The organism is Pseudomonas sp. (assembly GCF_051660785.1).
Taxonomy (GTDB): Bacteria; Pseudomonadota; Gammaproteobacteria; order Pseudomonadales; family Pseudomonadaceae; genus Aquipseudomonas.
Genome location: NZ_JBOFQE010000020.1, coordinates 55811 through 75391, shown reverse-complemented (window position 1 = coordinate 75391; position 19581 = coordinate 55811). Strand labels below are relative to the sequence as shown.

General features: G+C 57.2%; 22 protein-coding genes. 17 read left to right on the top strand and 5 right to left on the bottom strand.

What is annotated here, in order from left to right; translation table 11 throughout:
- The first annotated feature begins 138 nt into the window (after nucleotides 1-138).
- Nucleotides 139-2142: a hypothetical protein gene (locus tag ACRC4F_RS05195; protein WP_438658386.1), complete on the top strand. Its 2004-nt coding sequence runs from the start codon at nucleotides 139-141 to the stop codon at nucleotides 2140-2142.
- A 154-nt stretch (nucleotides 2143-2296) separates the two neighbouring features.
- Here the strand turns inward: ACRC4F_RS05195 and ACRC4F_RS05190 are convergent, their stop codons facing one another.
- Nucleotides 2297-2659 carry a winged helix-turn-helix transcriptional regulator gene (locus tag ACRC4F_RS05190; RefSeq protein ID WP_438658385.1) on the bottom strand — a complete coding sequence of 121 codons (363 nt, stop codon included), beginning with the start codon at nucleotides 2657-2659 and terminating at the stop codon, nucleotides 2297-2299.
- Between the two features lie 112 nt (nucleotides 2660-2771).
- Between ACRC4F_RS05190 and ACRC4F_RS05185 the strand changes: the two genes are divergently transcribed.
- From ACRC4F_RS05185 to ACRC4F_RS05170, 4 genes are all read left to right on the top strand, one after another.
- On the top strand, nucleotides 2772-3506 hold the full coding sequence (locus ACRC4F_RS05185) for an SDR family NAD(P)-dependent oxidoreductase (protein ID WP_438658384.1): 735 nt from the start codon (nucleotides 2772-2774) through the stop codon (nucleotides 3504-3506).
- Between the two features lie 72 nt (nucleotides 3507-3578).
- A complete protein-coding gene (locus tag ACRC4F_RS05180) occupies nucleotides 3579-4178 on the top strand; it encodes an NADPH-dependent F420 reductase (RefSeq protein ID WP_438658383.1) in 600 nt (199 codons plus the stop codon).
- A 149-nt stretch (nucleotides 4179-4327) separates the two neighbouring features.
- On the top strand, nucleotides 4328-4753 hold the full coding sequence (locus ACRC4F_RS05175) for a nuclear transport factor 2 family protein (RefSeq protein ID WP_438658382.1): 426 nt from the start codon (nucleotides 4328-4330) through the stop codon (nucleotides 4751-4753).
- 94 nt (nucleotides 4754-4847) lie between these two features.
- Nucleotides 4848-5207 carry a nuclear transport factor 2 family protein gene (locus ACRC4F_RS05170; RefSeq protein WP_438658381.1) on the top strand — a complete coding sequence of 120 codons (360 nt, stop codon included), beginning with the start codon at nucleotides 4848-4850 and terminating at the stop codon, nucleotides 5205-5207.
- A gap of 66 nt (nucleotides 5208-5273) precedes the next feature.
- Here ACRC4F_RS05170 and ACRC4F_RS05165 read toward each other — a convergent pair whose 3' ends face one another.
- Nucleotides 5274-5726: a winged helix-turn-helix transcriptional regulator gene (locus ACRC4F_RS05165; RefSeq protein ID WP_438658380.1), complete on the bottom strand. Its 453-nt coding sequence runs from the start codon at nucleotides 5724-5726 to the stop codon at nucleotides 5274-5276.
- A 159-nt stretch (nucleotides 5727-5885) separates the two neighbouring features.
- Here ACRC4F_RS05165 and ACRC4F_RS05160 point away from each other — a divergent pair, with 159 nt between their 5' ends.
- The 6 genes from ACRC4F_RS05160 (at nucleotide 5886) to ACRC4F_RS05135 (ending at nucleotide 10278) form a co-directional block, all read left to right on the top strand.
- A complete protein-coding gene (locus tag ACRC4F_RS05160) occupies nucleotides 5886-6104 on the top strand; it encodes an NAD(P)-binding domain-containing protein (RefSeq protein ID WP_438658379.1) in 219 nt (72 codons plus the stop codon).
- Between the two features lie 50 nt (nucleotides 6105-6154).
- Nucleotides 6155-7096 carry an SDR family oxidoreductase gene (locus tag ACRC4F_RS05155; protein WP_438658378.1) on the top strand — a complete coding sequence of 314 codons (942 nt, stop codon included), beginning with the start codon at nucleotides 6155-6157 and terminating at the stop codon, nucleotides 7094-7096.
- Between the two features lie 90 nt (nucleotides 7097-7186).
- A complete protein-coding gene (locus tag ACRC4F_RS05150) occupies nucleotides 7187-7807 on the top strand; it encodes an NADPH-dependent F420 reductase (protein WP_438658377.1) in 621 nt (206 codons plus the stop codon).
- Nucleotides 7808-7897: 90 nt separating this feature from the next.
- Nucleotides 7898-8314 carry a nuclear transport factor 2 family protein gene (locus ACRC4F_RS05145; protein ID WP_438658376.1) on the top strand — a complete coding sequence of 139 codons (417 nt, stop codon included), beginning with the start codon at nucleotides 7898-7900 and terminating at the stop codon, nucleotides 8312-8314.
- 116 nt (nucleotides 8315-8430) lie between these two features.
- On the top strand, nucleotides 8431-8856 hold the full coding sequence (locus ACRC4F_RS05140) for an ester cyclase (protein ID WP_438658375.1): 426 nt from the start codon (nucleotides 8431-8433) through the stop codon (nucleotides 8854-8856).
- Between the two features lie 369 nt (nucleotides 8857-9225).
- Nucleotides 9226-10278, top strand: coding sequence for an alpha/beta hydrolase family protein (locus tag ACRC4F_RS05135; RefSeq protein ID WP_438658464.1), 1053 nt, complete (start codon nucleotides 9226-9228; stop codon nucleotides 10276-10278).
- A 340-nt stretch (nucleotides 10279-10618) separates the two neighbouring features.
- Here the strand turns inward: ACRC4F_RS05135 and ACRC4F_RS05130 are convergent, their stop codons facing one another.
- Complete coding sequence (locus ACRC4F_RS05130; protein WP_438658374.1) at nucleotides 10619-11524, bottom strand: MBL fold metallo-hydrolase; 906 nt, start codon at nucleotides 11522-11524, stop codon at nucleotides 10619-10621.
- A gap of 198 nt (nucleotides 11525-11722) precedes the next feature.
- Between ACRC4F_RS05130 and ACRC4F_RS05125 the strand changes: the two genes are divergently transcribed.
- The gene (locus tag ACRC4F_RS05125; RefSeq protein WP_438658373.1) at nucleotides 11723-12604 is read left to right on the top strand and encodes a LysR substrate-binding domain-containing protein; all 882 of its coding nucleotides are present in this window, start codon (nucleotides 11723-11725) and stop codon (nucleotides 12602-12604) included.
- Nucleotides 12605-12615: 11 nt separating this feature from the next.
- On the opposite strand, the gene ACRC4F_RS05120 is transcribed toward ACRC4F_RS05125, so the two are convergent.
- On the bottom strand, nucleotides 12616-13491 hold the full coding sequence (locus tag ACRC4F_RS05120; RefSeq protein WP_438658372.1) for a LysR family transcriptional regulator ArgP: 876 nt from the start codon (nucleotides 13489-13491) through the stop codon (nucleotides 12616-12618).
- Nucleotides 13492-13613: 122 nt separating this feature from the next.
- Here ACRC4F_RS05120 and ACRC4F_RS05115 point away from each other — a divergent pair, with 122 nt between their 5' ends.
- From ACRC4F_RS05115 to ACRC4F_RS05105, 3 genes are all read left to right on the top strand, one after another.
- Nucleotides 13614-14576: an arginase family protein gene (locus ACRC4F_RS05115; protein ID WP_438658371.1), complete on the top strand. Its 963-nt coding sequence runs from the start codon at nucleotides 13614-13616 to the stop codon at nucleotides 14574-14576.
- Between the two features lie 73 nt (nucleotides 14577-14649).
- Complete coding sequence (locus ACRC4F_RS05110; RefSeq protein WP_438658370.1) at nucleotides 14650-15432, top strand: ABC transporter substrate-binding protein; 783 nt, start codon at nucleotides 14650-14652, stop codon at nucleotides 15430-15432.
- A gap of 94 nt (nucleotides 15433-15526) precedes the next feature.
- The gene (locus ACRC4F_RS05105; protein WP_438658369.1) at nucleotides 15527-15871 is read left to right on the top strand and encodes a hypothetical protein; all 345 of its coding nucleotides are present in this window, start codon (nucleotides 15527-15529) and stop codon (nucleotides 15869-15871) included.
- Nucleotides 15872-16092: 221 nt separating this feature from the next.
- On the opposite strand, the gene ACRC4F_RS05100 is transcribed toward ACRC4F_RS05105, so the two are convergent.
- Nucleotides 16093-16995, bottom strand: a complete 903-nt coding sequence (locus ACRC4F_RS05100; RefSeq protein WP_438658368.1) for a LysR family transcriptional regulator — start codon at nucleotides 16993-16995, stop codon at nucleotides 16093-16095.
- A gap of 122 nt (nucleotides 16996-17117) precedes the next feature.
- Between ACRC4F_RS05100 and ACRC4F_RS05095 the strand changes: the two genes are divergently transcribed.
- Entirely contained in the window at nucleotides 17118-18548 is a 1431-nt protein-coding gene (locus ACRC4F_RS05095; protein WP_438658367.1) for an aldehyde dehydrogenase family protein, read from the top strand.
- 548 nt (nucleotides 18549-19096) lie between these two features.
- Entirely contained in the window at nucleotides 19097-19456 is a 360-nt protein-coding gene (locus tag ACRC4F_RS05090) for a DUF6124 family protein (protein ID WP_438658366.1), read from the top strand.
- Nucleotides 19457-19581: the final 125 nt, after the last annotated feature.

Below are 19581 nucleotides of genomic sequence, written 5' to 3'. Positions count from 1 at the left end.
CAAGGAGCGTGTGTAGAGGAGGGGGGCAATGGATGCCCTCCTTTTTTATTTGAAAAATAAAATCCGTCCCCTTTTATGTTATTTGCATAGCGATAGGGCCATTGCTCTACATCGTGATCAGGGATCAAGGAGTTTTCGATGACCTTTGCAAAGCGTGTCAGGGATAACCAAGTCGCCCGCCCAAATCAGAGAAGTTTCAATCTGGCTGAATGGAAAGCGGCTTTTGAACTCGACGGAATGGATCAAGAGTCCAAAAATTTATACGAAGCCGGTGTCTGGTTTTCCCGGGCCTTCTCAACCATCAGGGGCGAGTTGAGCTTCGCGGCTGACAAGAAAATCAGCCGGGACGACAAGCTCTTGGCGTTCGTCAGCCATGCCAACTTGAACGCCATCGGCTACCAGTTATCAATTGCCGACATTGTTCGCGAATCCAGGTCGCAAAATCCCGCGCACCAAAGTGCAAGCCATATCCTGCCCAGAGTGCATGACCGTGATGGCGTAGACCATTCGCTGGATCAGATCGCGCAATCGGATATCGACGGGCTACAACTCCCGCTTCGAATGATCCTCAGCCAGAAGCCGTCGCACGCCAAAGAAGCGCCATCGAGAACAGAATCACAAAGCGACATCGCAGCGGATTATGCCATCGGAACTTTCTACAAAATTATCGAAGACTTATGGGAAGAATGCCTGTGGAATAACTACGTCCTCACCGAGTCCGCTGAAGGAGTCAAGTTGTCGCCAGCACGGCCCGCCGACGCGAGTTGGAAGTGGATAACCTTGAGCCGTCGCAGTGCCGTGCATCACGCCAGTAACCTTCATCATCACTCGACGTTTGAGCAAGCACGCCGCTCATACAGCCACGCCGAGCTCGGCATACCCAGGCCCATCGTTGCAGTTACTGCCGTCGACGGAACCTACACATTCGTGCTGGCAGCGGATGAAACAATTGGTGAGGGGTCCTGCGAAAGCTACGTTCTCATGCAAGAAGCCTTGCAGCCATACTACTTAGAACTTGCCCGGTTCCAGAGCCCTCGGCTCGCAGGAAGCACGATAATCGACGTGATCAAGTGCTGGACCGTGCTGCAAAGCTTGGTGAGACTTCTGAAGAAGGGGACTCACGTATCCAACAGCCAGCAAACCCCCACGCAAGTATTGGCCGAACTCACCACGCCCAGAATCCCACGAGGTGCGTTAATGAAAGCCATCAGTGACTCACTGTCCGTCACCGACGACATCAGCCACAAACTGCTGGAATTCTTCACCTATTCACCCTCAGCAGCACAGCGGCATGAAGAAAATGAACTGTGGACCCAGCCCCTTATCGCCTTGAACGACAGCGAGCTACTGGTGCTCTATACCCCCTCACTGGGCACAACCCAGCGCAACGTAGACATCTGGATCCGCCAACTCGGTGCGAAGTTTGATGCTCGTGGGCTGCCATTCGAAAATTATCTGCGCGACGTGTTGAATTACACCATCAACTCCTCCCCGATAAAGCGGGACATTGCTCTTATGCCCCACGCGTTGAAATTCTATCTACCTGGGGAAGTTGAGGGAGAGCCTGTCTACGAAGATATCGACATTGTGCTGCGCATCGGTAATGCCGTTGTCATTGGCGAAGCAAAAAGCTTTCTGCAACCGGTTGACCCGGATGAAGTATCCAAACATCGGGGGAAGGTCATCGAGACCCAGACCCAACTTCAACGCAAGACAGACTACATCCAGAAATACAAAAAACAGTTCCGTGAAGAGTGCGCGAGACGTAATTTCCGTCTGCCCGAAGACTTCAAAATCCAACCGCTCATTTTGCTCAACGGGCAGTACCACTGCGGCATCCCCTACGCCGGCACGCCCATTGTCGACATCATGATTCTGGCGACTTTCCTAAGAGGCGTTCTACGGCAGAACATTGTTGTCACCAAAGCAAACGGGGTGGAATCTGCGGACGCGTACCGCCTCTACAGCGACATCATCGAAGCGCAAGCCCTGCTAGAAGCGTATTTGATGAGCCCTCCACAGCTCCAACGCTACGCCACTGCATTGGGCAAACGTCAGGTTATCTACAGCGACATCGTCGACGAGCTTGAACCGGTGGCCTACGATTACTTCGAAGTGGACCTGTCCAGAATCCTGGGATGACACCGGCGAGTATCCATGACCCTCGCAAAGAGCGGAGCCCTTCCCAGAAAGGGGGCAGATTTATTTTTAAGATAATAAATCTGTCCCCTTTTTTACGAGTGTCCACTCAGGTGCGGGAGCCGGCGTACCGCTTCCTGCGGTACTCCGCATCCTGCTAAGGCAAAGCATCGCGCTTGGCGAAGATGCTCGCCATTTGCGCCGCGTTCTCGGTTCCCCAGGTGCACAGCGGGACGATCGCTTCAGCCAGGCTGCGGCCGAGCGGGGTCAGCGTGTAGTCCACGCGCGGGGGCACTTCTTTGTAGTCATTGCGCGCCAGCACGTGATCGGCTTCCAGATCCTTCAACTGCTGGATCAGCACCTTGTCGCTGACGCCCGGGATCAAACGCTTGAGCTCGCCGTAGCGCTTCGGGCCGCCGCGCAGGAAAAACAAGACCAGCGGTTTCCACTTGCCCGAGATGATGCGCAGCGTGGCGTTGAGCCCGCAGCCGGTGTCGCAGATTTCAGAATTCGTCGTCATTTTTTGATACTTACCTAAAGGTGCATACTTGTCCTTAGGTTATCAGCGCTGCATCCTCGTCTCAAGCAAGCAATTTCCTGCTTGGGTACAACTCCAACGAAGGATGCAGAACATGACCAGACTGAATGGAAAGACCGCCGTGATCACCGGCGGCGCCACCGGCATCGGCCTCGCCGCTGCAAAACGCTTCATCGAGGAGGGCGCGTTCGTCTTCATCTTCGGCCGCCGGCAGGAAGCGCTCGACGCCGCTGTGGCCGAACTGGGGGCCAATGCCCGCGCGGTGAAGGGCTCGGTCTCGGATGAGGCCGACCTCGACCGACTCTACGCGGCGGTGAAGGCCGAGCGCGGAACCCTCGACATCGTCTTCGCCAACGCCGGGGTGGGAAGCCAGCTTGCGCTCGGCAAGATCACCGCCGAGCACATTGACGAAACCTTCGACACCAACGTGAAGGGTTTGATTTTCACGGTCCAGAAGGCGCTGCCGCTGATGGGGCAGGGCGGTTCGATCATCCTGACCGGATCGAGCGCCGGCACCACGGGCGCCCCGGCATTCAGTGCCTACAGCGCGAGCAAGGCGGCAGTGCGCAACCTCGCGCGGTCCTGGGCGGAGGACCTGAAGGGCACCGGCATCCGGGTAAACGTGCTGTCGCCCGGACCGACGGCGACTGATCTCGCGAAGGCGGCGCTAGGCGAGGAAGGCATGAAGGTCTTCGCCTCGATGAATCCGCTCCAGCGCATGGCCGATCCTGAAGAGATCGGCGCGGCGGCCGCGTTTCTCGCGTCGCACGACAGCAGCTTCATGACCGCCAGCGAAGTCGCCGTCGACGGCGGCCTGGCTCAAATCTGACGTGCTACGCCCGGCCGGTCACTCCATTCGATATTCGGAGCCGGTCGGGCGTGGTAAACCCAAGGTGAATATATGAATTACGCAATTATCGGCTTCGGCAAACTCGGCCAGGCACTTGCCAAGGCGTTTGCCCGAAGCGGCATCGAAGTATCCGTTGCAACCACTCGCGACCCGCAAAGCTTTGCATCCGCTGCGGCCGCGATCGGCCCCGAGATCATTCCCAAAACCCTGGCGGAAGCCACCAAGGCGGACATCATCTTTTTGGCTGTCCGTTTCGAGTCGCACCGGGATGTCGCGAAGGCGCTGCCGACCTGGAATGGCAAGACCATCATCGATGTGACCAATGCCTACGGCGTGCCCCCTGAGGACCTGGGAGGGCAGCCATCTTCCAGGGTTGTCGCGCAGGCCTTCGCCGGTGCACGACTGGTCAAGGGCTTCAACCATTTGGTCGCTGGCGTCCTTGACCAGGATCCGGCCGTACAGGGTGGCAAGAGAGTCGTATTCCTGGCGAGCGACGATGACGGCGCCGCAACGGAGATGGGTGCGCTTGCGGAAAATCTCGGTTTCTCGCCGATCAAACTGGGCGGGCTTTCGGAGGGTGGACTGCTTGTGCAGGCGCGCGGAAATAGCTGGGGGCAGCTGATCTTCAAGGACCTGGTCAAGTTCGACTGATGGATTGTGATCGCAGATGTTGATGCGATCCTGCCTCGTGAATAAACGACAGCCACAGTCTGATTGAAGCGAGGGCGACGCCGGCAAACCGGCAGGTCCATCACTTACACGATGAGACAAGTGTTCAACAATGAAGAAGAGGAACGATGATGCTTAACAATGAAAGAATAATCAGAGAGCTCTGCGCCGCCGCGGAAGGGCAAGGAACGGATATCGAGAAGTTTGTCTCCATGTTCTCTGAGGAAGGATACATGTGGGATATGGCCTCCGGCATGAAGTTTCGCGGGAAGGCTATCGGTGAGTCTATCGCCGCTCTGGTCAGTGCGTTTCCCGACGTCCACCGTGAGATATTTAACATCCATGTCGCGGGAGACATCGTCGTTGTCGAACTCGCGATTCGGGGAACGCACAAGGGGGATCTGGCTCTTGCTTCAGGGACGCTAGCCCCCACGGGCAAGACGATAGATGTCCCGTCATGCGATGTTTTCCACCTCGAAGGCGGGAAGATCATATCTTTCCATTGCTACAACGAGGCTTCCGCGATGCAGCAACAACTTGGCCTCGTTCCCGGCTGAATTACCGACACTACGCGATCCGATGTCAGAGCAATGGAGAAGTCTTTATGAACATTGAAAAGAATATCCAGATTGTGAAGGATTTTTTGCAGCAATGAGCGGCGGCGACAGGCCAGGTCTGCTGGCGTTGTCTGCCGAAGATATCGAGTGGATCATTCCGGGCGAGGGTTGGCCGCTGGCCGGCACGCACCGCGGGCACGCGGGATTGGCAGACCTGCTTCAGAAGGCTTGCGCAGAGATGGAAATTTCCTCCCCGAAGTCCCCAGAGTTCGTGGCGCAGGGAGACAGGGTTTTGGTCGTCGGCTTCGCTACGGGGAAAGTCAAAGCCACGAACAAGACGTTTGAGGACTATTTTGTGTTCGCCATCACTGTTCGCAATGGCAAGCTGACGAACATCCGAGAGTATGTCGACACGCAAGCATTGGCGCTGGCCTCAGATGGTCGCGAGCCCTAAGCCCTAAGTCACGGGACCGATACCCACTCAATTGCGCGCCGTGACAAGGCGCGTTCGCCGCCTTGTTCATCCCCCGCTCTCAGGAAAGACGCACCCGCCATTGCGGACCAGCGCCTTCACTTCCTCGCTCACTTGCATGGGGTTTTGACTGAATCGAGCAAGTAAATCCTCGTGGCGCCGCATGTACGACTTCGAATCATGCTTCGCGCTCCAGAGCACAATGTTGATCACAATTGGAATGAGGTCCAGACCCTTCTCGGTCAAAGTGTAAAAGTCCTTGCGCCTGTCGTCTGGGCTGGGCGCCTTCGAGAGAATTCCTTGCTCCTCGAGAAATGCCAGGCGGGAGGCAAGGACATTAGTCGCGATTCTCTCTTCCGATTTCAAGAACCCGCCATACGTCTTCTTACCCACAAAAACGATGTCGCGAATGATCAAGAGCGACCATCGGTCGCCGAAGATCTCCACGCCATAGTTCACTGCGCAGTGGGACCGGATGTCTTCTTCAGCTGTTGTCTTCATGGCGGGATCTTAGCATCGCTTGCATGTCGCAAGTAAATCCCGTGGATCACTTGCGTTTTGCAAGTAAAGCGACCAGCATGGATCGTACGTTGAATGAGGTTGCCGGATCGCACCTGCGGCCTTGGAATGTTCAACCCCATCCCTGCGAGGAAACTGCGCATGAGCACTATCAGCATCATCGGCTCAGGTGGCATAGCCGCAGCGATCGGTGGCCTTGCCGCCAAGGCCGGATACACCGTCGAGGTGATGAGTCGAGACGCCGCCAAGGCGCAGGCGCTGGCCGAGCAGGTTGGAGCCGGCGGGACCACCGGAACGTTCAGCGCAGCCCCGGTCGGGGAAAACCCCCATTTCTCATTCGGCGTCAGCCCTCTCGGCTGAGCGTTCCCGTAGCCACTTCCCGCATCACATCACTTACATGGAGCATTAACATGCGCGTTTTCGTCACTGGAGGGACCGGCCATTCCGGTCCGTATATCATTTCCGACCTCATTGCAGCCGGTCACGAGGTCACTGCGCTTGCCCGGTCGGACAAGTCCGCAGAGGCGGTGTCTGCGCTTGGCGCCAAAGTGCGTCGCGGCGACCTCGATGATCTCGACGGGCTAAAAGCGGCAGCAGCGGATTCCGACGGGGTCATTCACGTCGCGCACAGGCAAGACCTGCTTCCCACCGGAGGCCTCGACGCGGTGGCTGCCGCGGAGCAGGCGATCATGCTTGCATACGGTGACGCACTGAAGGGGACCGGAAAGCCGCTGGTCACGTCTGGGAGCATCGGCTCGCCGAGTTGGGAACATCTCGGCCGTCCAGCAACCGAGGAGGATCCCACCCTCTCTGGCGGCGAGAAGTTCAAGGGCACCTTGCGGGTTCGTAACATCGTGGAAACGACCGTACTCGGCCTCGCCAAGCAAGGCGTGCGGTCCTCGGTCGTGCGGATTCCTACCATCATGCACAGCACGACCGACAATGCCGGCTTCCTCCCGATACTGATTGGACTTGCGAAGGAGAAGGGCGTCGTAGGCTATCCCGGTGACGGCAAGAACAACTGGTCGGCGGTGCACGCCCGCGACCTCGCCACCGTGTTCCGTCTGGCACTGGAGAAAAGCCCTGCCGGCAAAAACTGGCACGCGGTTGCCGACGAGGCTATTTCGTTCCGTGAGATCGCCGAGGCCATCGGCAGTCGTCTGGGTCTGCCGGTCGTGAGCATTCCGGCAGACGTACTGATGCTGCCGGGATACTTCGGCTTCCTCGCGAATCTGGTCACGCTGGACCTCCCGGCGTCCAGCCTCATCACCCGCCAGACCCTCGGTTGGGCGCCTGCTCAGGCCGGCCTGCTCAAGGACCTGGACAACGGCCATTACTTCCCTGCCGACTGAGTTGAGTTGAGGAGGGCGCCGGGCCGCAACGGGCCCGGCAGACAGCAATTGAGGCAACAAGCAAAACCCTAATTCACGAGGAGACTGCACATGAGCACTATCAGCATCATCGGTTCAGGAGGCATGGCCGCGGCAATCGCCGGCCGTACCGCCAAAGCCGGACACACCGTTGAGGTGATCAGCCGCGATCCCGCCAAGGCGCGGGCGCTGGCCGACAAGCTCGCAGCCGGAGCGATCACAGGGACGTACGGCGCGGCGCCGGCCGGCGACATCGTCATCCTCGCCGTGCCGTACACCGGCGCGGCGTCGGTGGTGGCCGATTACGGGGACGCGCTCGACGGCAAAGTGATCATCGACATCACCAACACAGCCTCTCCGGACCTCACGGGCCTCGTCTCTCCCGCCGGCAGTTCTGGTGCGCAGGAGATCGCCAAGATCGCCCCCGCTGGCGCGTATGTCGTGAAGGCGTTCAACACCCTGTTCGGCCACGTCCTTGCCAAAGGTGGACGCCTCGACACGTTCATCGCCGCCGACGATCCACAGGCCAAGGCGCGCGTCTCGACGTTCATCGAGAGTCTCGGGCTGCGTCCGTTGGATGTCGGCGGCCTGCACATGGCCCAGACGCTCGAGGCGCTCGGCCTGATGATGATCGGCCTGGCTAAAAACGGCGCCGGCACTTGGGACATCGCCCTGAACGTCGATATCGGCTGAATCGCCGACACCACGCCCCTCACCGGCAGGTCCACAAGGTATCTGATTAGAACGGACGCGAGCCGATGCGAAAGAACCGGAGAGATTTCGATGAACACACAAAAGAATGTCCAGGTCGTTAAGGACTTCTTTACAGCCATGGGCCACAGCGATAGGCGAGATCTACTGGCGCTGACTTCCGAAGATATTGAATGGATCATTCCGGGCGAGGACTGGCCGCTGGCTGGCACGTATCGCGGGCACGCGGGATTGGCAGATCTGCTCCAGAAGGCTTCCGAAAAGATGGAAACATCAGTCATGGAGTTCCACGAATACGTGGCGCAGGGAGACCGGGTTCTGGTCGTCGGCTTCGCAAAGGGGAGCATTAAAGCTACGAACAGGACGTGGGAGGACGATTGGGTCTTCGCCATTACCGTGCGAAATGGAAAGCTGACGAACATCCGGGAGTTCATCGATACACAAGCACTGGCTCGGGCCTCCGAGAAGGACGCGGGCTCCAGGCCCTGATCCATCGAGATCGATAACACACGAAGGTATTCATAAGCTCAGCGATACGTTTGAACAGCGATAAAACCTTGTCGACGCGCCAAATAGTCGGTAATCAACTACGCGGAGAATTTATTATGCTGAACAATAAAGAAATCATCAGAGAACTGTACGCAGCCGGGGAGGGAAGCGGGAAAGACATCGCGAAGTTTGTCTCCTTCTTCTCGGACGAAGGCTATATGTGCGACATTCCAACCGGATTGAAATTGCAGGGGAAGGCAATTGGCGACGCTATCGACGCCTTCGCAAGTGCATTTCCTGATGTTCATCGCGAGCTTTTTAACATGCATGTCGCGGAGGACGTCGTAGTCGTCGAACTCGCAATTCGGGGCACGCATACAGGTGAGCTGACCCTTGCCTCAGGGGCTGTACCTCCAACGGGCAAGACGATAGATGTTCCGTGCTGCGACGTTTTTCACCTGGAGGGTGGAAAGGTTGTGTCCTTTAATTGCTACAACGCGGCTTCCGTCATGCAGCAGCAACTTGGTCTTACTAGCAGCTGATGAGCGGCGCTGGGGACTGCAATCAAGCTCTGCCTCTCCAACGAAAATTGGGGACGGATTTATTTTCCCGGAAATAAATCCGTCCCCCTTTCGCTTGTATGGATGCGGTCAGGGAGTAAAGCGGTAGCCCAAACCTGTTTTGCCTGTTGCATCGACCGGCTGAATCCACAGCCAAAAGCGGCCGTTCAGCCTTCTAATTGAAGACCGCGAATAGCGCTAACGATGAAAGTTATGCGCGGCGTTTCAAATGTGGGCTTTAATGTCCGTGCTTACATGCAGCCACATTAGCTTCGACTCCCTACGAAGATGGATGCGCCTAACGGCGGATTCAGGTTGCCATGCACTGGTCTAATCAAGGAAGAAACGACATTGAAAATAGCTTTCTGCGCCCTATTGTTAAGCTGCCTGACTACCCTCGCACTCGCTGACGAGAACTCCGTCGGCTTCCAGTCTTCCACACTGCCTGACTCGCAGAATGACCGCTCACTGGAGATGGTCGTCTGGTACCCCAGCGCAACGACCGCCGCCACGCAAATGATTGGCGATGATGTGGTGTTCGTTGGGGCTTCTGCCGTTCGTGACGCGCCGCCCGCTGCTGGCAAACATCCATTGTTGGTGCTCTCCCACGGGTACAGAGGTAACTGGAGCAACCAGATCTGGCTTGCCAGTGCCCTGGCTCAAAAGGGTTACATCGTCGCCGCCATCAACCACCCTGGCACCACCACTCATGACCGTAGCCCTCAAGCTGCGGCGCAGTTATGGCAGCGGCCCGTTGATTTGACTCGAGCCATTGATAGCGTCACGGCTCAACCTGAAAAATTCGGCTTGGTCGCCAATGACCGAATTGCCGTGGTAGGCCATTCACTCGGCGGCTGGACCGCCCTGGAAATCGCCGGTGCTCGCTTCGATCCAGACCGCTTCGCCGATGACTGCAAAGCCCACCCGCAGTTAGCAAGCTGCGGTGTCTATGGAAAGATGAATCCCGCAAGCACCTCAGAATCCAAGGCCGCGTTGACCGCCGATTGGCGCGATAAACGCGTCACCGCTGTGGTTGCATTGGATTTGGGCCTTTCACGGGGCATGACCGATGAAAGCCTGGCCGCGCTGCCGGTACCAGTGCTGGTGATTGCTGCCGGGGTGCCGTCGCGCGACCTTCCTGCTGAGTTGGAGTCTGCCAACTTGGCCAAACGCTTGCCTGCGGCGACAAGCCGTTACGTCGAAATCAGCGATGCAAGCCACTTCAGCTTCGTGTCGGTGTGCAAACCTGGCGCGGAGGCAATGCTCGAAGAAGACGTGCCAGGCGATGGCATCATTTGCCGGGATGGCGACGGCGGCCGCTCGCGTGGGGTGATTCAGCGGCAAGTTGCATCGCTGATAGCGGAGTTTCTTCAGTCGTCTGTCTATGAAGAAGGTCGTTTGTAGGGTCGTGATCGGAGAAGTGCTGTAGCTCAGCAAAAAAACGCTGGAGCAGTTTCAGCGCCTGCGCAAACTGTCAGAACGGTTGGCCAGGGAGGAGCGCTCTGGGTTGGAGGCGGTTGGTTTCGAATAGCTGCTTTCGACCCATAGCAGTCACTCGGAATCCAGCGTTGAGATGATTTAGGAGGGCCATCGCGGGAACGTTCACCCCACCTTCACCGCGTTCCCCTCAGGCTGCGATCTATGATCTTGCTTTTAAAGATCGCAGCCTCGTTGCATTGGGTAGTTCCTACAGGAGATGCTTCTTCACAGTCCACAGTTCAATTCCGGATGCCTGCGCTAATAATCAATAGCCATATTTTCTGCCGTCCTTGAATTCGATATCGGAAAGAATACTCACCTCTTTATCAACGTTATAAAGATTAGTGCTCTTGACCAGATCCGAACCTGGGAACGGATCAGGCTTGGCAGTTTTATCCTCTGCAGCTTTTAACTTGTCGCGAATCAGCACTATCTCCTCGAAGGTCATCTTCGGAACCAGATTTGGATCTGAACCCGCGTGAGCGCCATAAATAGCAGTGTCTTTATTAATAACATTCAACGTTGCCGAAACCGAAGCCACGTAATCTTTCATGTTGCCCACAAACAGCGACGACGGATAAAGATGGTCGCCTGACAACAGCACGTTGTTCTTTTCATCATAAAGCGCCACTTCATCCTGAGTGTGGCCGGGCATGCTGAGCAGCTTCAGTTTGACGCCACCCAGGTCGATCACTTCATTGGGCTTGACCAGGCGGGACACCTTGAATGGCTCGAGCACAAACTTATCAAAATCCCCAAGATATACGGACTCCGGTACGTGGTAGAACCCATCGTCCTGCTTGAATTTGCGCGTGAATTCGGTATCCAGCAGATAGATGCTGTCGAAGTTGTGCAGGCCGGCGATATGGTCGAAATGCAGGTGCGAGGGCAAGACGGACAGAGGTTTTTGCGTGATGCTCTTGACGACTTCGGTGATGTCTTCTTTTTGCTCTGCGCCGGCATCGAGCATCAAGGCTTTGTCATTGCCGATAATCAGGTAAGAGTAATTGGCTTGGTAGTAAGTGGGTTCGCCAATGGCGTAAAGATTGTCGCTTAATTTGTGCACGACGAAATTGGATTTTTCTTTGATGGCGTCTTCGGCGTGAGCGTTGAACACAATGGTCGCAGCCAGGGTTAAGGCAAAGGCTATTTTTTTATTATTGATTTTCATGGGTGAAACTTCCTCGTGGGGGGGCGCTTAGTCAAACCTGTACGAGGGCGGCAAACAATCGATAAGTATTAAAGTATTTATGGTTAGAAAAACTAAAGGTTTGCAGAAGACGGGGCGGCGGGCCTTTCGTTGACGGGGTCGACGGGATCAGTTATTACCTGCCGATCCATCGCAATTGACTAACCTGGGCCGTCACCTATGAGCTTGCCACCCCTCCACAGTTTCAAGGTGTTCGAGTGCGTTGCACGGCTGGGCAATATCAGTGCAGCGGCGGAGGAGCTGCATGTCACCTCTGGCGCTGTGAGCCAGCAGTTGAAGGCGCTTCAGACCAGCCTGGGGGTGGAGCTGCTGGTCAAACAGGGGAGGCAATTGGTGCTGACCGACAGCGGCAGGGTGTTGCAGAAACACGTGGCCAGCGCGATGAGGGAAATCGGCGGGGCGGTTTCGGTCCTGCGCAACGCGACCGTCAGGCCCGATGAAATTAAGCAACTGACCCTGTCCATTCCCGGGGCCTATGGCCTCACATGGCTGGCGACGCGGCTGTTCACCTTTATGGATGAGAATCGCCACATCAAGCTCAATGTCATCAGCGAGGTCAGCTACGGTCTGGTCGACTGGCGTCGAGCGGATGTCGCCGTGACCTATGGAACGCCGCCCGGTGCCGGTTTTTGGTGGCGCCTGCTGCACGGCATTCGCATGACACCGGTGTGCAGCCCTCAGCTGTTGCGTGGCGACAGGGCCATTCGACAACTGTCCGACCTTGCCCACCATCGCCTGTTGCATGAAGACGATGGCGCACAGTGGCGGCGTTGGCTTACCGAAGCCCGTTGCCATGAATGCGACTACACGGATGTGCATTTCGACGATTTCGGCATGGTGCTACAGGGCGCAATCGACGGCTTTGGCGTTGCCCTCAGCGATGAACTGGTATCGGCCAGAGATCTGGATGACGGGCGCCTGGTTCAGCCCTTCACCTTGAGCGTTCCGGCCCTGCATAACTACTACTGTGTGTGCAATGACAGCAGCCGGGGCCGCCCCGAAGTCGATGAGTTCATCGAATGGCTCAGCTCCAGTACCTGATCAGTCGGCCATCAGGCATCGATTGGAATGGTGATGCTTTTGGTGAGCTCTTTCAGCAGTTGGGTATTGAGTTTGAACGCCTGCCAGAACAACTGGATGTCCAGCGTATGCTCAGGGGCCAGTTCTATCAGGTGGCCACTTTCACACGCCTCCCGGATCAGTTTTTCCGGCCCCATGCACCAGCCCAACCCCATCATTGCCGCTTCGATAAGTCCTCGGGAACTGGGGATGTAGTGCACCGGCATTTGCATTGATTGGCCGAACAGTTGCTGGCAGAAGCGCTCACTCATGGTGTCTTGCCTATCAAACAGAATGGTCGGCGCACGCTCCAGCGCCTGCCGGGTAAAACCTTCAGCAAAGTACTCTTGCTGAAACCCTCGGCTGGCTACCGCCTTGTAGCGCATGGCCCCGATCGCCTTGATTTCGCAACCCCTGACAGGCTTGGGATCGGTGGTGATGGCGGCAATGGCGGTTCCGTCACGCAGCAGTTGATTGGTGTGTTCATGATCGCCCATCCGCAAGTCCAGCGACACGTCATGGGCCTTGATCACCGGCAGTATCGCCGGCAGGAACCAGGCGGACAGTGAGTCATCGTTCAAGGCAATCGTCAGCCGGGTATTGACCGTATTGTTGGCCTCGCTCAATTCCTGACGGGTGTCCATCTGCAGCATCCGGACCTGTTGCGCCAGGCGCAGCACGACTTCTCCCGCCGGCGTAACCTGGGTCGGCAGCATTCGCTTGACCAGCAGCGTCCCGACACTCTCTTCCAATTGCTTGATCCGATGGGACACGGCCCCCGGCGTGACATGCAGCACTTTGGCCGCTGCCTCGAAGCTTTCTTCCTCGATTACCGCCAGGAATGTCATCAGATCTCGGGTGTCGAGCATGGTGCCTCTGGTTTAGTTTTTCTAATGATTGGTTAATTTATTTAGCTTGAGGATACCTGCGGCGTTGCGTCTACTCAACGTGCCTGGACAACACGCCACGGCTACTACAGGAGTCTTCGACCATGAACACGCAAACCACTCACGCCCCGGTTCGGCCCTTTCTGCACTGGCCCATCGCAACCAATCTGAGGACCCTGCCGACCCAGGTGGCAATGCTCGGGCTGCCGCACAGCGAGCCTTATCCGGGCAATCCGCACCCCAACGATCAGGACCGGGCACCGGACGCTATCCGCTGGCAATCCGGCCAGTTCTGCGATGGTCAGGCGCATTGGGATTTCGATCTGGGCGCCGAGTTGTCCAGCGTGCTGCCGCCTCACTGCGTCGACTACGGCAACATGCCTTGGACCCACGGCAACTACGACGAACACGCCGCGCAGGTCACCGAATTGCTGGCCAGCCTGTGGGGCGACGGGGCGCAGGTGTTCATCCTGGGGGGCGATCATGGGGTGACCATTCCGGCGCTGGATGCCCTGGCGGTATTGCAGACCCCTGTGCACATCCTGCACATCGATGCGCATTTGGACTGGCGCGCCGAGGTCAATGGCGTGCGTCGGGGGTACAGCAGCCCGCTACGTTGGGCCAGCGAGAAGCCGTGGATTTCCGGGATGACCCAGATTGGCATGCGCGGCACCGGTAGCGCCCGTCGGGAAGAGTTTGTCGCGGCTGAGGCCTACGGATCGCGGATCTTTACCGCAGAACAGGTTCACGCCGACGGCATCGGGCCGGTATTGGCCACGATCCCCAAAGGCGCTGCGGTCTATATCACCGTCGACGCCGATGGGCTGGACCCGTCCGGCATGCCCGGCGTATTGGCACCGTCACCGGGTGGCCTGCGTTTCGACCAGATTGCACCGCTGTTACGGGCCGTTTCGCGCGATTGCAAAGTGGTGGGGATGGATGTCGTGGAAGTGGCGCCCAGCTTTGATGCCAGCAATGCCATCACCTGCATCACCGCCGGCCGAATGATCCTGAATGTGCTGGGGTCTTCATGGGGTAATGGCGGCGCTTACCGTCATCGCAAGTGAGTCATCGATTTAAAGCTGACGCAGTTGCATCTGATTACTTCTCTAAGTCCAATAAAAAACAGGAATAGCCATCATGAGTATGATCAAGTTGATCGGACTCTTCGCGCTCGCCTTGACGTCAACGCTGGCAGTCTCCGAAGAGTTTAGAACGGTACGCATCGGGATAGAACCGAGCTATCCACCGTTCTCTTACAAGACAGCCGATGGCGGTACGGCTGGCTTTGATTTTGATATCGGCAATGCAATCTGCGATCAGATGAAAGTCAAATGTGTGTGGGTCGATCAGGAATTCGACGGGCTGATCCCTTCACTTAAAGTCCGAAAGATAGATGCCATTCTTTCTTCTATGTTGATTACCTCGGAACGATTGAAGTCCGTGGATTTCACTCAGCAATACTATCGAAGCATGCCAGCCAACCTAGTCATGAAATCGGGATCGGTCATCAATAATCCTCTGGCCGATCTCAAGGGGAAAAAGGTCGGTGTCCAACAAGGCACTACCAACGATCGTTTTGCCTCCGAGGTCCTGGCCCCAGCCGGGGTCGATGTTGTGCGTTACGGCTCCCAGGGCCAGTTGTTCCTGGATCTGCTGGCGGGGCGACTGGATGCCGGGCTGGCCGATGTCGTCAATATCTACGAAGGCTTCCTCAATACCGACGCCGGTAAAGGTTTCGCCGTAGTCGGGCCTGACTTCGATGACCCGAAATACTTTGGCGACGGCAACGGCATTGCGGTGCGCAAAGGGGATAAGGCGTTACTGGAGCAGCTCAATTCGGCGATTGCCGCCGTTCACGCCAACGGCACCTGCAAGCGCCTGCAGGAAAAGTATTTCAAGTTTGAAGTGTGCGGTAATTGAAGGTGTTTAGTTAGTAGAGTCCCCCTGGATCCATGGCTTCAGGGGGGGACTTGCGGTGCTGGGTGAACCAATCAAGTCAAAAAAAGAGGAATGTATGCAGCTCGATGAGGTTGAGTTGTTCGCATTGGAACATCTATTCAGTGCGAGCGATGCAGGCGTACCCGTGCCGGCTCTCAATGCTGATCACTACCGGGTTCAAGAGCGGACTATCACCACCGCCGGATTCGTTTCGATCATAAAGTACATTCAGCCCTCAGATCCGGCGCCGCAGATACAGGAAATCTGCAAGCCGTTCAGTCATCCACGGTTACGAAGAGGCGGTGTGTTTATCTGTTGGGTGGATAGTGATCTGACTCTTTGCCTGGAGGGCTTTGCTGAACGGAAAAATTGGCCATCAGAACTATTGCCGCTTGCTTTGCAACTGTTTGGTAATGACTGAGTGTGGTGTAAAGATTCGCCCTTCGAGACATGCAGCAATTGGTAAAAAGCATTCACTCATGAGCGACCGCTTTTGGGCCGAAAGCGGTCCTTGCTAATGGGTAGCTGTATGAGGATGAGTGACTCGACAGCAGAATCACACTCCGCTGTTCCCTGGAGCAAGCGATGCAGGTGGCGGATTTTCATGGGGTATTCCATTGACGATAAAAAGGCGAAACATGATCAAACCACAGCAGGCCGCAACTCCTGCGCCAGTTCAATCAGTGCACGCAACCGCGCCGGCACGAAGCGATGGCCCGAGTAGTAGAGCCTCAACCCGCCAAACGACGGGCACCACGGCTTCAACACCGGCACCAGGGCACCGCTTGCCAATTCTTCCAGGATGAACCACTCGGAAATAAAACCAATGCCAAGGCCCGACAACACGGCCTGTTTGATGGCCAGCAACTCGTTGGAGGCGAAGCATACCGGCAGATCCATCTGCAGCTTTTGGCCATCGCGCTCCAATTCCCACTGGTAGAGGCCACCATGGGCCATGCGCATGCCGATGCTCCGGTGGGTGAGTAGATCTCGCGGATGCTCGGGCACGCCGTGGCGTTCGAGGTACTCGGGCGTTGCTACCACGAGCATCCGGATGTCACCTGACAGTGCCACGGCAATCATGTCTTGCGGCACAGACTCTGCCAGGCGAATCCCGGCGTCGAAGCCACCTGCGATGATGTCGACCATGCTTGATTCGCTGACGATGTCGATGCGCACTTCGGGATAGCGTTGAGCGTACTGCTTCAATAGCGGCTCCAGCAGCAGGTAGGCCGCGCCATGTGGTGCATTGATGCGCAATGTGCCGCTGGGTTCATCGGGGCCGACGCTGGCTTCTTCGCCGGCACTTTTGATCTGTGCCAACGCAGGTGCGATGCGTGCCACATAGCGTTGCCCGATGTCGGTGAGGGCAACGCTGCGCGTGGAGCGATTGAATAGGCGCACTTTCAGGCGTGCTTCCAGGCCGGCCACCGCGCTGCTCACGGCGGTAGTGGACATGCCCAACTCCTGTGCTGCGCCGCGAAAACTGCTGCGGCGCGCAACGGCCAGAACCACTTCCAGCTCGGTCATTCCTGTTCTGTGCATGAATTGTCCTGAATATAAGGATGCTTCATAAGCCAAAGGATGGCTTATCGGAATAATGAACTTTTCTTAGACTTCATCACAGAGGCTCGATTCAGGCGAGTCATTTTGAGCGAGGAGTCGCCATGCAACGCATTGAACATATCTACATCAACGGCGAGTTCGTCATTCCACACGGTCAGGAATGGTTCGACCTTCATAACCCGAGCACCGAGGAAGTCATCGGTCAGGTTCGGCTGGGCGATGCACTGGACGCACAGCGTGCGATTGCAGCCGCCAAGGTTGCGTTCCCGGCGTGGGCTCGTACTAGCCGGGAGGAGCGCATTGCGGCACTGCAACGCATGCACCGGGCCATGGCGGCAAGGGAGGAGGAGCTGCTGGAAGCCATCCTCGTGGAATACGGCGCGCCTGCGGTTCGCGGGCGCTGGATGGCGACGTATCCGGCCGATGTGATTGCGCAAGCAATCGATGCACTGGAGGCGTTCGATTTCGAGGAGCAGGTCGGCATGGCCAGGGTCATTCTGACGCCCGTGGGCGTGACCGGTCTGATCACGCCCTGGAACAGCAATGCGGGCTTCATCTGCAACAAGCTGGCCACCGCGCTGGCGACAGGCTGCACCGCCGTCATCAAGCCCAGCGAGATGAGCGCGTTGCAGACGCAGGTCGTGGTCAGGGCGTTGCACGAGGCGGGTCTGCCACCGGGTGTATTCAATCTCGTCAACGGACGGGGCGAGGTGGTTGGCGAGGAGATCGCCCGTCATCCCGACGTTGCCAAGATCTCGTTCACGGGTTCGTCCGCTGTCGGTCAGCATCTGGTAAGAGCCGGTGCCGACACCATGAAGCGCGTGACGCTCGAACTGGGCGGCAAGTCGCCCACCGTGGTGCTTGACGATGCTGATTTCCAAGCGGTCATGCCGTTGGTGCTGCAAGCCGGATTTCTCAACAGCGGCCAGGCTTGCATCGCGGGCACTCGCATCCTCGTGCCGCGCAGCCGGCTGGCAGAGTTCGAGCGGATTGCGAAGGAGGGTGTCTCACAGATTCAATCGGGCGATCCACGCAACGCCGACACCGACATCGGTCCGATGGTGAGCCAGAAACAATGGGAACGGGTGCAGCGCTACATCCGTACCGGCCAGGAAGAAGGCGCGAGGTTGTTGGCGGGTGGCGAAGGTCGCCCGGAAGGCTTGCATGCCGGATGGTTCGTGAAGCCCACGATCTTCACTGATGCCAACAACCGGATGCGCATCGCGCGTGAGGAAATCTTCGGCCCCGTGCTGACGATCATCCCCTACGAGGATGATGCCGATGCGATCAGCATTGCCAACGATACGGACTATGGGCTGAGCGCCTTGGTGCTGGGAAAAAGCTCCGAACGTTGTATGAACATCGCCCGTCAGATCGATTCGGGACGCGTGCTCATCAACACCCTGGCCCACGAACCGCGTGCCCCCTTCGGTGGATTCAAGCATTCAGGCCTTGGGCGCGAAATGGGCAAGTGGGGGATGAGCGCGTATTTGGAGCCGAAGACGTTGATCAGGAACGACCCGTTGAAATGACCGGGTCAGGTCCCTGTCTGGGAGCACTTAATGGGGAATGGCAGCCAGCGTCCGCTATTGGCCGGTAGCCGACTGATTCAAGACACCATGTTGCTCCCACACTTGTGACAGTCAGCCTTACAAATTCGGCAGTAGCTTTCTGGATGTTTTCGAAGCTTTCATCGCCTGTAGGATGCGCGCGCCAGCTTATTAAACAACTCTTGAGGATGCATGTTTAAACACCCTCAAGGTTACGTCCTGAAAGCTACAAAACCTTGCGCCGTTGCCTACGACTGCACCAGAATCCGCCGGCTTGTGCGCTTTGGGACCGCTCGGTAACTTGATTCGTGTCACTGCCCTTCAGTGATCGGGTTTAGCAGCCCGTCGTGACGAAGCGTATTTGCATCCAGACAGTCAGGTCGTTTTCATGCCTGCACTTTATGGTAGCTGTGCGCAGGGCGCCCTCGGGCGCGCCGGATTTCGTCTCTGCCGGTCTGCTAACCTGCGCACAGCTGCCACCTTACGTTTAGCAGCGTTGGGTGATGGCTCCATATGTTGGAGACAGAAATATGTTTAAGGCCACACCGAATCCACCCGACACCGATCCAGTTTCCCCCTACGAACCCGATTCAAAAAAACTCCACGAAGCCGCCGAACGCGCCCTCGATTTCCACTTCCCATCAAACGCCGATATCAAAGCCACCCCGCGTACCTCCAGCAAGCTGTTTTCCGTGGACCCGGAAGCCACAGCCGAAACCCTAGCGGTTTTTTTGGTTGAGACGCTGGCGTCGGTGGATGTGATGGTTCATCAGTTGGTGGATCATTTGGAGGGTGAGTCGCGGTATGCCTTGCTGGGGATTTCGAACAGCATCATGGTGGCGGAGGTTGCGGCGAATCGGGTGTTGGATAAGGTTGAGCCGGCTAAGTAGTTGCTGTTATGTGGCGGGGGGGGCTTCCACTGGATAGCGGAGTGGCCCTGACAGATGGGCCTGCTGCGCAGGCCAGCGGGAGCAAGCTCCCTCGCCACAGGTTGTTCATTGTTCTATCTATCTAT